Genomic DNA, 12,892 nt, shown 5'->3' with positions numbered 1-12,892 from the left:
CGATGAAGGCGCAGTCCATCGGCGCTGCAGCGTGTGACTGGCCGCTCGATCGAAAAGTTTTGCCGGATTCAAGTCGCGGCTGACATCAGCCGATACGCTCTGTGTCGGCAGTTCTGTGCAAATAGGCTTAACTGAAATCCGACAAGCGCAATCCAGCGTGCCCACGGGAGATTCCACGGTGTCGATCAAACTGCGTTTGGTGTTGCTGATTGCGACCAGCCTGCTGACGGCGCTGATCGTGAGTCTGGTCAGTTATGTCGGCAATCTGCGGATGGCCACGGCGGTCGGCGAAAACACGGTAAGCATGAGCGCGCTGCGCAACCACATGGAAGCCGACATGATGCACGACGCCCTGCGCGCCGATGTTTATTCGGCGATGTTGGTGGGGCTGGGCAAAAGCACCGGTACGGCGACCGAAGTGCGCGATTCGCTGGCCGAGCACGCCGGGCATTTTCGCGAAGTGCTGGATGACAATCTGAAACTGCCCATCAACCCGCAGTTGCGCACGGCGCTGGAGCAGATCAAGCCGAGCCTCGACACCTACATCAAATCCGCTGAGCAGATCGTCGGCGTGGCGCTGGACAACCCGGACGCCGCCCAGCAGCAACTCGGCGGCTTCAACGCAGCGTTCAGCCAGCTCGAAGAGCAAATGGCGACGCTTAGCGAACTGATTGAAAGCAACACCCGGCAAACCAGCGAAGGCACCGAAGCCGCCATTGGCAATGCCAACCTTGCCCTCGGCGTCGTGCTGATCGCCAGTCTTTTATTGCTGCTGGTTCAAGGCCGTTGGGTCATTCGCAGCATCACCGGGCCGCTGCAAACCGCCAGTCGCATTGCCGAAAGCATCGCCCATGGCAACCTCAGCGAGCCGATCGCCGAGCCCTCCGGCAAGGACGAGGCCAGCGTGTTGATACGCACGCTGGCGACCATGCAGCGCGACCTGCGCAACATGATCGATGTGGTGCGGCGCAACGCCCACGGCGTCAGCGGCATGAGCGAACAGCTCAGCCAGGGTTGCCATCAGGTTGCCGACAGCAGCCAGCAGCAAAGCGTCGCCGCCGGCACCATGGCCGCGGCGGCCAGCCAGATGACCGCCAGCATCGAGGAAATCACTCGCCACGCCGAGCGTGCGCTGAGCATGGCCAATCAGGCCGAGACCCTGGCGAAGGAGGGCGGCGGGGTGATCCATCAGGTGGTCAGCGATATGGATGACATTGCTCGCTCGGCGCAGCAGTCGGCGCAGGTCATCCGCACGCTGGATCAGGAATCGGAAGCCATCTTCAACATCATTCAGGTGATCAAGAGCATTGCCGACCAGACCAATCTGCTGGCGCTCAACGCGGCGATCGAAGCGGCGCGGGCCGGTGAACAGGGGCGCGGTTTTGCCGTGGTCGCTGACGAGGTGCGCAGTCTGGCGGCACGCACCAGCGCCTCGACCCAGGAAATCGCCGCGATGGTCGCACGGATTCAAAACAGCACGCGCGAAGCGGTCAGCAGCATGGAGGCCGGGGTGGCGCAGGTCGACAAAGGCATGGCGGTAACGGCGGAGGTCGAACGGGCGATCCGCGAAATCCTCGAAGCAACCTTGAGCACCACGCAACTGGTCAACGACATCACTCGCACGATTGGCGAGCAGAGCCAGGCCAGCAATGAAATTGCCCATCAGGTGGAAATGATTGCGGGGATGTCGGAGGGCAACAGCCGGGTGATCGGTCAGACCGCGACGACCACGGATGAATTGTCGAGCCTGGCGGGGCAGTTGGCGCAGTCGGTGGATCGGTTTCGCCTTTGAGCATCAGGCGAGTCAGGCGTTTTTGGAGTGCCTGACCCGCCGCCTTCGCGAGCAGGCTCGCTCCCACATTTGAAATGCAATTCCCCTGTGGGAGTGAGCCTGCTCGCGATGAGGCCAGCCCGAGCAACATCAAATCAGGCTAGATAATCACAATCAGAACTTGAACGCCTGCCGCCCAATCAGCAACCACTTGCCCTGCTGCTTCTGCCAGATCTGAAAATTCTCGATCTCGGTCGGCACTACTTCAGTGCCCTTCAACGCCTGCGCCGAGAAATGATTGCGCACCAGCGCGGTATCGCCGGACAGGGTGATCGTTTGCTTCTGCATTTCCAGGGTCTTGAACGCGCTTCGGCCGGTTTCGATGTCGGCGATGAATTCTTGCTTGTCCTGAATCTTGCCGCTGGAATGGCCGTAGGTCAGGTTGGGCGCGGTGAGGGCGTTCAGTTCGGCGATGTCCTTGTGCAGCATCGCCTGCGTCAGATGATCCACGGCCTGGGCGACGTCCTTTTCCGCCGCGGCAGGCGCGGCCATGGCGTAACCGTTGAAGGCGCAGAGAAAGCCGATCAGAAGTCGGGTTTTGGTCATTGTGGTAGTTCCTTGTTGTTATTGGGTAATGACTGATTCGTCAGTCATCGTACAACGTAGCAGATTATTCGGCGGTCAGGCAGTAGTTTGCTGCGCTTCGTTTTCCGGCAATAAGCCAGCTGTCAGCGGTCATGTTCTGCCGCTTCCGGCCGATAACCCATCGCGACGCAAATCGACTTTGAAGTCGGGAACAGACGCGCGGGTTTGCCCTGACGTGATATTCTGCGCGCCAACTTGGTTTGACCTTATTCAGTCAGCGTGCTCGAGGGTGCGCTGGCAGGATCCCTGTCGCTCAAGTAGCTGAAGCCAATAATGATAAGAAGTCAGTTCAGAAGGGACATCAACTGAGGTCGATGCGGCATGTCGGCCTTGTGTGCCCACCCGTCAAAATTGAAGTGTGCCGGAATCTGCGACGCCAGCCTGAGCGTCATCCAAGCGGATCGCATGCTGATAACAGAGGCGGGCGGAAGGCGTTTTATCATAGGTGCAACAGATGTTTAAGAAAGTGAACACAGCTTTGCTGGGTCTGGCTTTGGCAATGGGGATGACATCCGCCAATGCTGACGAAGCAAAGAAAGTCGACGTCCTGCTGATCGGCGGCGGCATCATGAGCACCACCCTGGGTGTGTGGATCAATGAGCTGGAGCCGAGCTGGTCGATGGAAATGGTCGAGCGCCTCGATGGCGTCGCCCAGGAAAGCTCCAACGGCTGGAACAACGCCGGTACCGGTCACTCGGCACTCGCTGAGCTGAACTACACCCCGGAAGACGACAAAGGCAACGTAACGATCCCGAAAGCCGTCGAGATCAACGAAGCGTTCCAGGTGTCCCGTCAGTTCTGGGCCTGGCAGGTTCAGCAGGGCGTTCTGAAGAATCCTCGCTCGTTCATCAACACCACACCGCACATGAGCTTCGTGTGGGGCGATGACAACATCAAGTTCCTGAAAAAGCGCTACGAAGCCCTGCAGGCGAGCCCGCTGTTCGCCGGCATGCAGTACTCCGAAGACCCGGCTGTGATCAAGAAGTGGGTCCCGCTGATGATGGAAGGGCGTGACCCGAACCAGAAAATCGCGGCCACCTGGAGCCCGCTGGGTACCGACATGAACTTCGGCGAAATCACCCGCCAGTTCGCCGCGCACCTGCAGACCAAGCCTAACTTCGATCTGAAACTGTCGAGCGAAGTCGAAGACATCACCAAGAACGCCGATGGCACCTGGCGCGTCAGCTACAAAAACCTCAAAGACGGCACCAAAACCGAAACCGACGCCAAGTTCGTGTTCATCGGCGCTGGTGGCGGTGCCCTGCACCTGCTACAGAAGTCGGGCATTCCTGAAGCCAAGGAATACGGTGGCTTCCCGGTGGGTGGTTCGTTCCTCGTGACCGATAATCCGGCCATCGCCGAGCAGCACCTGGCCAAGGCTTACGGTAAAGCTTCGGTGGGTTCGCCGCCGATGTCGGTTCCGCACCTGGACACCCGTGTCCTGGACGGCAAGCGCGTTATCCTGTTTGGCCCATTCGCGACCTTCAGCACCAAGTTCCTCAAGGAAGGTTCGTACCTGGACCTGCTGACCAGCACCACCACGCACAACATCTGGCCTATGACCAAGGTCGGCATCAAGGAATACCCGCTGGTCGAGTACCTGGCTGGCCAACTGATGCTGTCGGATGAAGACCGCATGAACGCGCTGAAGGAATACTTCCCGAACGCCAAAGCCGAAGACTGGCGCCTGTGGCAAGCCGGCCAGCGTGTGCAGATCATCAAGCGTGATGAAACTGCAGGTGGCGTGCTGAAACTGGGCACCGAAATCGTTGCTGCTCAGGACGGCTCCATCGCCGGCCTGCTGGGCGCATCGCCAGGCGCGTCGACCGCTGCACCGATCATGCTGAGCGTGCTGCAGAAAGTCTTCAAAGACAAAGTCGCCACCCCTGAATGGCAAGCCAAGCTGCACCAGATCGTTCCAAGCTACGGCACTCAGCTGAACAGCGATCCGGCCAAAGTGGCCGCAGAATGGGCTTACACCGCCAAGATCCTCGAACTGCCGACGCCTCCGGTGATCGGTCAGGCCGCTGCTCCGGCAGCCGGCGCTGCGGCTGAAAAAGCCCCGGCTCTGAAGGACAACGCTGCACGCGACATGGCGCTCTAAACACACGCCTGACGCACAAAGCCCACTGCACCGGTGACGGTCAGTGGGCTTTTTTGTGTCTGCGCTTCAAGCCTTGGCTTTGGCCAGATAAGCCCCCAGCCGCTGCCCCATCTCCTCGCCCAGCGCCTGTAGGCCACTCAACGGCCGCACCATCACTTCGAACTCGACAATCTTGCCGTGCTCATCGAAGCGAATCATGTCGATGCCTTTGAGTTCTTTCGTACCGACCCTGGCGCTGAATTCCAGAATCACGTTGAGCCCGTCGGCACTGGCCAGTTCGCGGTGGTACGCAAAATCCTCGAAAACCTCGAACACGGTATTGAGGATCATCGACACCACCGGCGCACCGGGGTAGGGCGTGTGGGCCATCGGCGAGCGAAACACCGCTTGGGCGTCGAGCAGCTCGGGCAGCGCGCGCAGGTTGCCGGTGCGGATCATCTCGTGCCAGCGCTGCAGGGATTGGGCGACGGGGGCTTGCAGGGTCAACTCTGTCATAGGGGGCTCCGGTTTTTATTGTTGGTCTTCAATGGCACTGACTGTAGATCAACCACGTTGAAAGAACGTCATGGTGTGCCGTGCTGAATACCGAACCATCGCCCATGCGGATCAGATGCGCATCTGATCTGCATTTTTTCGCTTTATCTGACGCTGTAACCGGTTCAGCCAAGCGCTCACAATGCCCCGGCAGTGCGGGCACCCGCGACTTTCCTTCATCCTGAAGCGTCCAGTGCACCGCAAACCCGGCATTGAGGAGAGCAACATGAACAAGATGGCGATTTTCCTGGGTGGCTTCCTGACACTGACCATTCTGATTGGTTTGCTGGCCACGATTTCTCCGGTCTGAAGCCCCCGCAGTTTTTTCGAACTCCGCCATGTTCGCGCTTTCAGTTGCAGTACAGGGCCATGCCAGCGGCCCCACGGACTGAAAGAAGGAGCGAGACATGCGTTGCACAACCCCGCACGGACGATGGCTTTCGATGGGCGTGCTGCTGACGGCACTGACCGGCTGCGCGATGAGCAACACCGAGTCGCCGGTGCAGACGCCCGGCCAGGCCAAGGCCTCCGACACCGAATTACTTGAAACCGGTGCGCAGTGGCTGCAAGACAAACCGCCGATTCGCGCCTTGAACCTGTACCTCGACGGCTTCCACTTCTACAACGGGCACCCTGATGTGCAAATGGAGGCGCACCACTATTGTTCGGTGCTCAACGAAGAAGTCTTTCAATGCGTGATCTATGACGGCAACAGCGCCGAGGCGAAGTTGATGGGCGTCGAATACATCATCAGCCAGCGCCTGTTTGCGCAACTGCCGGCCAAGGAAAAAGCCCTGTGGCACAGCCATGCGCACGAAGTCACCTCCGGCCAACTGGTCGCCCCGGGCATCGCGCAAGTCGCCGAAACCCGGCTGATGGAAAAGCTCGCCAACACCTACGGCAAGACCTGGCACACCTGGCACACCGATCAGGACAAGCAATTGCCGCTCGGCGTACCGCAATTGATGATGGGCTTCACCGCCGACGGCCAGGCCGATCCGCAGATGGTGCAGCAACGCGACAAGCGCCTGGGCGTCGACACCGCGAAAAACAAAACCGCCCGCGCCGCGATCAAACCGGCACCCATCGAGCAGGGCGCCGATGCCTGGCAACAAGGCAATGCGCTGCAACTTCCTGACCCGACCGGGCACACGCACCTGAGGCCGCGTCCTTCGACGGGCAGCGATGAGAATGCACGCGGGACGCAGCCCAAGCCGTAAGTAACCATCGGTAGATGTTGCGCTCGGTCGCCCCACAGGGTTTGCAGATGCTCACAAGATTTGTGCTCATCCCCAATCCCTGTGGGAGCGAGCCTGCTCGCGATAGCGGTTGTTCAGCCACCGCCGCTGCGGCGACGTTCGGTAGCTTCAGGGCCGCCGATGTCCAGCAATCGTCTTTCCAGCAAAACATTTTCGAGAGCCTGACGTTCGACCAGCGCCATCTGCTGCTCGCGCTTTTTCAGCTCAAGCAGAATGGGGCTGGACCAGGTGCGGTAAGTCTGTTCGATGTTGCGGCGCGATGGCATCCGTCTCTCCTTGATCAAGAGCCCGGTGTTGCGGGCAAGGGCTCAATCCGCTGAGGACTTAACATTAGACGACAAAACCGCAAGTCGCGAATGCACGCCATCCCCTGTAGGAGTGAGCCTGCTCACGACGGCGATCGTTCAGACACTGCAATGCTGTCTGAAGTACCGCGATCGCGAGCAGGGTCACTCCTGCAAGGGTTTTGTGGTGGATTGGAGTCAGTCGTCGACGTTCATCAGTTGCTGCACTCCCTCCCACGCTTCAGCCCGCATCCGTTCGATATCCAGCCCCGGAATCACCCCGTTATCGACGACCACGCGGCCGCCCACCAAACTGTATTTCACCGCTATCGGCTCCCCGGCCACCACCGGCGCGACGGCGCAGTCGTGGAAACCGTAAAAGCGCGGGTGATCGAGGCTGTAGATGACCAGATCCGCCGCCTGGCCGATTTCCAGCGTGCCGACTGCGCCGAGGCCGAGCACCTGTGCGCCGCCGGCCGTACCCCAGTGAATGACGTCTTCGGCGGTGGTGGCGGCGGCGCCCTGTTCGGCGCGGTGGATCAGCCACGCGGTGTTGGCTTCGCCGACCATGCTTCCGGATTCATTGGATGCCACGCCGTCGACGCCGAGTGAAACCGGCACGCCGGCCTCGAACATTTGCGGTACCGGGGCGACGCCGCTGCCCAGGCGGGCGTTGCTCACCGGGCAGTGTGAGACGCCTGTGCCGGTCTGCGCGAGCATGCGGATCTCGCCCGGTTGCAGGTGCACGGCGTGGGCGAACCAGACGTCCGGGCCGAGCCATTCGTGTTCGGCGACGAACTCCACGGGCAGACAGTTGTACTTGTCGCGGCAGAAATTCACGTAGTTCTGCGTCTCGGACAGGTGCGTGTGCAAGCGCAGGCCGAGGCCGCGCGCGGTATGGGCCAGTTCGCGCAGCAGCGTCGGCGGCAGGGAAAAGGTCGGCGTGGTCGGCGCTACCACGACCCGGCGCATTGCATCGGGGGTGTCCTGGTGATAGCGCGATTTCAGCCGTTCGATATCGCCGACCATTTGTTCGAGACTTTCCGGTTGCAGCGCGGTTTTCGAGAAGCCCGGATGCGCGTTGGCCGACTCCAGCGCACCGCCACGGCACAGCACGAAACGCAGGCCGAATTCCTCGGCCATGTCGAACAGCACATCGCCGGTCTCGGTGCTGCCGTGCGCGTGATACAGGTAATGGTGATCGGCGCAGGTGGTCACGCCGGACAGCAGCAACTCGACCATGCCCAGGCGCGCGGCGATCCGCGCCAGTTGCGGGGTAAAGCGGTTGAGGCGCGGGTAGGGCACACTGGCGAGCCAGCCTTGCAGGTCCTGATTCAGACCTTCGGGCACGGCTTTGAGCAGGTTCTGGAACAGGTGATGGTGGGTGTTGATCCAGCCCGGGTAGACCACGCAATGGCGTGCATCGATGACCCGTTCGCCGGGTAGCGCTGTGAGGTTTGCGGCCATTTCGGCGATGCGCCCGTCGACCACGCGGATGTCCACGGCGCCGGCCCGCGCGCGCGACCCGCGCAGGCCGGTCATCACCGCGAGCGGATGTTTGATCAGGATGTTCTGAGGTTGATTCATGGGCAGCTCCAGACTAAAGAATGGGCGAGGCGGATTTGCTGGCGGTGGCTTGCGGCACGCTGACGCCATTCAGCGCGGCGTTGAGCAGCACCGACACCAGGCAGGCGATGACCACGCTGCTGTGCAGGAACGGCTGCGACCACTCGGGTAATTGTCTGAACAGGGTGGGGGCGAGCACCGGCACCAGCGCGGCGGCGAGGGTGAAACCGACGATCAGCACGTTGTAGCGATTGCGCTCGTAATCGACTTTGGCGAGGGTCTGAATGCCCGCCGCCGCGACCACGCCAAACATGGCGATCCCGGCGCCCCCCAGCGCGGCGGTCGGCATCGAAGCGATGATCGCGCCAGCCTTCGGCACCAAGGCAATCGAGCACATCAGCAAGCCGCTGACCGCGACCACCCAGCGGCTGCGCACACCGGTGAGGATCACCAGGCCGACGTTTTCCATGAAGGCGATAAACGGAAACGCGGCGAACATGCCGGCGATGGTGCTGGCCAGACCATTGGCGCGCAGGCCGTTGATCACTTGTTTGTCGTCCACCGGTTTTTCGACGATGTCGCCGATGGCGACGAACAGGCCCATCGACTCGACCATCTGCACGATCATCACCACCGCCATGGTCGCAATCGGAATCAGGCTGAAAGTCGGCAGGCCGAAGTAGAACGGGTAGGGCACGGTCAGCCACGGCGCGTCTTCGACACTGTGAAAGCTGCCCATGCCCAGACCATAGGCCAGACCCGCGCCGATCAGCATGCCGACCAGCACCGCCATGTTGCGCAGCAACGGGCTGCCATAGCGGTTGACCAGCAGAATCGTCAGCAACACCACTACCGCGACAGCGAGAAATGCCGGGGCGCCGAAGTTGCTCGCGTTGCGCCCGCCGCCGACCCATTCATAGGCAATCGGAAACAGCTGCAAGCCGATCACGGTGACGATGCAACCGGTGACCACCGGCGGAAAGAACCGCCGCAATCGGCCCACGAACGGCGCCATCAGCAGGGTGAACAGTCCAGCGCCGATCACCGCCCCGCAGACCCCGGCGAACCCCACCTGCGGGTTGCTGCCGATGGCGATCACCGGGCCGACGCTGCTGAACGCCACGCCTTGCAGGATTGGCAGGCGTACGCCGAATTTCCAGAAACCGACGGTTTGCAACAGCGTGGCGATGCCCGAGCAGAACAGCGTGGTGCTGATCAGCACCACCGTGTCGGCGTGAGACATTTTCAACGCACTGGCAACAATCAACGGCACGGCGATGGCGCCGATGTACGAGACGGCCATGTGTTGCAGGCCGAGGGTGAGCATCTGACGCACCGGCAGAACGCGGTCGACGGGATGCACGGTGGAGGCGGATTGCGTTGGGGATGTGGCTGACGACATGGGGAAACACCTCTGGCTGTTTTCATGCGGTAGAGAGGGGTATTCGTCTGATGCGGTTTTCATCCGGAAACACTACAAATCCCTTGTGGGAGCGTTGCGCTGATCGGCATCAGTCATTCGTGCTGCGAAGCCGCCATCCACCGGCTCCGATGCCTTGTTTCAGCCTGCCAGGCAGGCGGCGAAGCCCTGGTTCAGGGCCGCGCGATCCAGGTCGCGGCCGATGAACACGATCTTGCTCGAACGGGGCTCCGTGCCCCATGCGGTCGAGGCGCGGAATTCCACCAGACTGTGCACGCCTTGCAGCACGTAGCGCTGATCTTCGTTGGCCACCGCGAGCACGCCTTTCATGCGGTACAGGTTGTCGGCCTGGGAGGAGCGCAGTTCGCTGATCCAGCGGTGGAACGCCATCAGGTTGACCGCGCCGTCGACGGCGATGCCGACCGATGACACGCTCGGATCGTGTCGATGGAGGTGCTCTTCAATGGCGTGTTCTGAATGATGGTCGTGGTGTTCGAGATGCTCAGGTTCGGCGCCGATTTCCATGAGCTTCTGCGTGCTTTCGAAGGCGCCGATGCCAAGGATTTTTGTCAGGTCGATTTGTGCCTGGGTCGAGGTCACCAGATCTGCGGTGGCGTTCAAACCTCGAATTTTGCCGCGCAGGGTTTCCACCTCCTCGGCGCTCACCAGATCGACCTTGTTGATGACAATCCGATCGGCACAGACAATCTGGTCCACGGCCTGATTGTCGACGCCGTCCAGTTGCAGGTCTTCCAGATGCTGGGCGATGTGTTTGGCGTCGACCATGGTCACGATCGCGTCGAGTTCGACTTCGTCGGCAATCGGGTCATTGATGAAAAAGCTCTGTACCACCGGGTACGGATCGGCCAGACCGCTGGTTTCGATCAGGATGTGATCGAGGCGCACCGGCCGCGCCACCAGCTCGCGGACGATGCGCACCAGATCCTCGCGAACCTCGGCGGTGCAGCACACGCAGCCGTTGACCATTTCGTAGATTTCTTCGGTTTCGGAGCTGAGCACCAGATCGCCGTCGATGCCGACCTCGCCGAATTCGTTTTCGATCACCGCGATTTTGCGGCCGTGGTTTTCCTTGAGGATGTAATTGAGCAGGGTGGTTTTGCCGGCACCGAGGAAACCGGTGAGGATGGTCACGGGAATTTTGTTGTTGCGGGTTGGGGCGTTGAAGGGCGTGTTCATTTAAATAAAGCTCCTCAGGTCTTTTTGTCGGAGTGCTATCAAATGTGGGAGCGAGCTTGCTCGCGAAAGCGGTGTGTCATTCAGCGATGACGGCGACTGATCCAGCGCATTCGCGAGCAAGCTCGCTCCCACAGGGTTCTCTGTGTTCTCGCCATCTGTGGGCGACGCCGGAATCGAGGCCAAACAGATCGAGCACCCGGCCGAGGCTGTGGTCGACCATTTGCGCCAGGCTTTGCGGGCGGGCGTAAAAGGCCGGCACCGGCGGGGCGATGATTCCGCCCATTTCGGTGACGGCGCTCATGTTGCGCAGGTGCGCCAGGGTCAGCGGGGTTTCGCGGGCCATCAACACCAGCGTGCGGCGCTCCTTGAGCGTGACGTCGGCGGCGCGGGCGATCAGCCCAGAGGAAGTGCCGGTGGCGATTTCCGCCAGCGTGCGCATCGAACACGGCGCGACCACCATGCCGAGGCAACGAAACGAGCCGCTGGCGATGCCTGCGGCGATATCGTCGGCGCGGTGATAATGGCTGGCCAGCGCGGTGACGTCGGCGAGTTTGTAGTCGGTTTCGTGGGCCATGGTCAGCAACGCGGCGCGGCTGATGATCAGGTGGCTTTCGATGTTCAGCTCCGCCAGCAACTCCAGCAGGCGCACGCCGTAAATGAACCCGGACGCGCCGCTGATGCCGACCACCAGCCGCTGGCGGTTCACGCTTGCAGCCCTTTGATCAACTGCCGCGCGCGCTCCAGCACATCGCTATCAAGCTGCGCCTTGATCCCGTCGAAAGCCGAACCGCGTGTGGCATCCAGGCCCATGCGTGATGTCGTGCCGTTCACCGACGAGGATGGGTCGAGCGGGCTGCCCGGCAAACCGTCGATGGTGAACAGGTCCAGGTGCGGCTGGAAGTGCGTGGCCAGCGCCCACAACACCTGACTGTCATCGCTGATGTCGATATCGCTGTCCACGGCGATCACGGTTTTCAGGTACGGATCCCAGCCGAGCAGCGCCAGCATGATCTGCCGCGCTTCGCCGTCGCGGCTCTGCTCCAGCGCCACGTAGCAGTGAAAATGCGTGCCGGAATTGGGGTAGTGCACGGCGGTGACGGCAGGGAAACGCGCTCTGAGTTTTTCGCTCATCTCCGCTTCACGCGGCAGGCGCGCCAGGGTCAGGTGTTCGGCGTAGCGGCCGCCCATGACGTCGACCAGCCAGGCGTCCTTACGCCGCAGCAGGGTGTCGACGCGCAGCACGTTGTTGGTCGAGCGATCCGAGGAATAACCGCTGAACTCGCCGAACGGGCCTTCTTCGGCGTAGGCCGCCGGGTCGATCGCGCCTTCGAGCACGAACTCGGCATACGCCGGCACGCCGATGCCGTAGCGCGGGGTTTTCACCAGTTCCAGCGGCGCACCAAACAGGCCGCCCGCCACCGCGCGTTCATCGCTGCCATAGGGCAGGCGCGCAGCGGCGGCAAGCATGAACAATGGATGAGCGCCGACCACCATCGCCACGTGCAATTCTTCACCGCGTTCGCGGGCGGTCTGCAGCATCCGCCACAAGTGGCCGCGTGAATGCAGGCTGGTGGCGAGCGCCTGACGGGCGTGGCGCATCGAGCGGTGATAACTCATGTTGGCGCTGCCGGTGATCGGGTCCTCGGCGATGATGATTGCGTTAGTGATGTACGGGCCGCGATCACTGTCGAAATGCTTGAGCATCGGCAGCAGGGCCAGGTCCACGGCTTCACCTTCGAAGACTTCGTCGAAGATCGGCCCGCTCTCCACGTAGCGTGGAGCGATGGGCTGGTTGGCGCGGCTTTGAAAGGTCTCGTGCAGTTGCGCCGGGGTGACGCCGAACAAGCGCGCAATGCGTGTGCGGGAAGCGAACAGGTTGGTCGCCACGGGCACGCCGAGTTTGCCGACGTTTTCGCAGATCAGCAGCGGATCGCGGCCCTCGGCAGCGAGGGCATCGACCAGGGCGGTGACGTCCTGATCGGCGGAAATCGGTTGGCTGACGGTCAGCACATCGTCCGGGTACTCACGGCGATAGGCGTCAAGGAACACGTGAAAGTCCTGAGAGTCGCCGAGCGTCGAACGGGTCATGGTGTCACCTCGTAAAAAGCAGGC

At 61.6% G+C, this 12,892-nt stretch carries 12 protein-coding genes and 1 pseudogene; 4 read left to right on the top strand and 9 right to left on the bottom strand.

The features are described 5' to 3' along the window. Positions 1 to 115: 115 nt before the first annotated feature. Both V6F91_RS27595 and V6F91_RS27590 read left to right on the top strand, forming a co-directional pair. Positions 116 to 934, top strand: a pseudogene (locus V6F91_RS27595) (MCP four helix bundle domain-containing protein); the annotation flags it as partial. Beyond that, the gene (locus V6F91_RS27590; RefSeq protein ID WP_423815357.1) at positions 929 to 1,792 is read left to right on the top strand and encodes a methyl-accepting chemotaxis protein; all 864 of its coding nucleotides are present in this window, start codon (positions 929 to 931) and stop codon (positions 1,790 to 1,792) included. The pseudogene V6F91_RS27595 and the gene V6F91_RS27590, both read left to right, overlap by 6 nt. 153 nt (positions 1,793 to 1,945) lie before the next feature. Here the strand turns inward: V6F91_RS27590 and V6F91_RS24105 are convergent, their stop codons facing one another. Then, a complete protein-coding gene (locus V6F91_RS24105) occupies positions 1,946 to 2,377 on the bottom strand; it encodes a nuclear transport factor 2 family protein (RefSeq protein WP_208937876.1) in 432 nt (143 codons plus the stop codon). Positions 2,378 to 2,870: 493 nt separating this feature from the next. Here V6F91_RS24105 and mqo point away from each other — a divergent pair, with 493 nt between their 5' ends. Beyond that, entirely contained in the window at positions 2,871 to 4,520 is a 1,650-nt protein-coding gene (mqo, locus tag V6F91_RS24100; protein WP_332768839.1) for a malate dehydrogenase (quinone), read from the top strand. A 66-nt stretch (positions 4,521 to 4,586) separates the two neighbouring features. Here the strand turns inward: mqo and V6F91_RS24095 are convergent, their stop codons facing one another. Beyond that, positions 4,587 to 5,015, bottom strand: a complete 429-nt coding sequence (locus V6F91_RS24095; protein WP_332768837.1) for a nuclear transport factor 2 family protein — start codon at positions 5,013 to 5,015, stop codon at positions 4,587 to 4,589. A gap of 28 nt (positions 5,016 to 5,043) precedes the next feature. Next, a complete protein-coding gene (locus V6F91_RS24090; RefSeq protein ID WP_332768835.1) occupies positions 5,044 to 5,394 on the bottom strand; it encodes a hypothetical protein in 351 nt (116 codons plus the stop codon). A gap of 67 nt (positions 5,395 to 5,461) precedes the next feature. Here V6F91_RS24090 and V6F91_RS24085 point away from each other — a divergent pair, with 67 nt between their 5' ends. Continuing rightward, entirely contained in the window at positions 5,462 to 6,274 is an 813-nt protein-coding gene (locus V6F91_RS24085) for an OBAP family protein (RefSeq protein ID WP_332768833.1), read from the top strand. A 113-nt stretch (positions 6,275 to 6,387) separates the two neighbouring features. Here V6F91_RS24085 and V6F91_RS24080 read toward each other — a convergent pair whose 3' ends face one another. The 6 genes from V6F91_RS24080 to V6F91_RS24055 form a co-directional block, all read right to left on the bottom strand. After that, a complete protein-coding gene (locus tag V6F91_RS24080) occupies positions 6,388 to 6,579 on the bottom strand; it encodes a hypothetical protein (RefSeq protein WP_332768831.1) in 192 nt (63 codons plus the stop codon). Positions 6,580 to 6,795: 216 nt separating this feature from the next. Continuing rightward, complete coding sequence (locus V6F91_RS24075; RefSeq protein ID WP_332768829.1) at positions 6,796 to 8,184, bottom strand: amidohydrolase family protein; 1,389 nt, start codon at positions 8,182 to 8,184, stop codon at positions 6,796 to 6,798. Positions 8,185 to 8,197: 13 nt separating this feature from the next. Further along, entirely contained in the window at positions 8,198 to 9,565 is a 1,368-nt protein-coding gene (locus V6F91_RS24070; RefSeq protein WP_332768827.1) for a nucleobase:cation symporter-2 family protein, read from the bottom strand. A gap of 159 nt (positions 9,566 to 9,724) precedes the next feature. Further along, positions 9,725 to 10,780, bottom strand: a complete 1,056-nt coding sequence (locus V6F91_RS24065; RefSeq protein WP_332768825.1) for a GTP-binding protein — start codon at positions 10,778 to 10,780, stop codon at positions 9,725 to 9,727. A gap of 76 nt (positions 10,781 to 10,856) precedes the next feature. Further along, complete coding sequence (locus V6F91_RS24060; RefSeq protein ID WP_332768823.1) at positions 10,857 to 11,486, bottom strand: UbiX family flavin prenyltransferase; 630 nt, start codon at positions 11,484 to 11,486, stop codon at positions 10,857 to 10,859. Further along, the gene (locus tag V6F91_RS24055) at positions 11,483 to 12,868 is read right to left on the bottom strand and encodes a UbiD family decarboxylase (protein WP_332768821.1); all 1,386 of its coding nucleotides are present in this window, start codon (positions 12,866 to 12,868) and stop codon (positions 11,483 to 11,485) included. Before V6F91_RS24055 ends, V6F91_RS24060 begins: the two co-directional genes overlap by 4 nt. Between the last annotated feature and the right edge of the window lie 24 nt (positions 12,869 to 12,892).

It is taken from the genome of Pseudomonas koreensis, assembly GCF_036668835.1.
Taxonomy (GTDB): domain Bacteria; phylum Pseudomonadota; class Gammaproteobacteria; order Pseudomonadales; family Pseudomonadaceae; genus Aquipseudomonas; species Aquipseudomonas koreensis_I.
The sequence above is the reverse complement of the archived record's forward strand: the minus strand, read 5'-3'. Positions and strand labels throughout refer to the sequence as shown.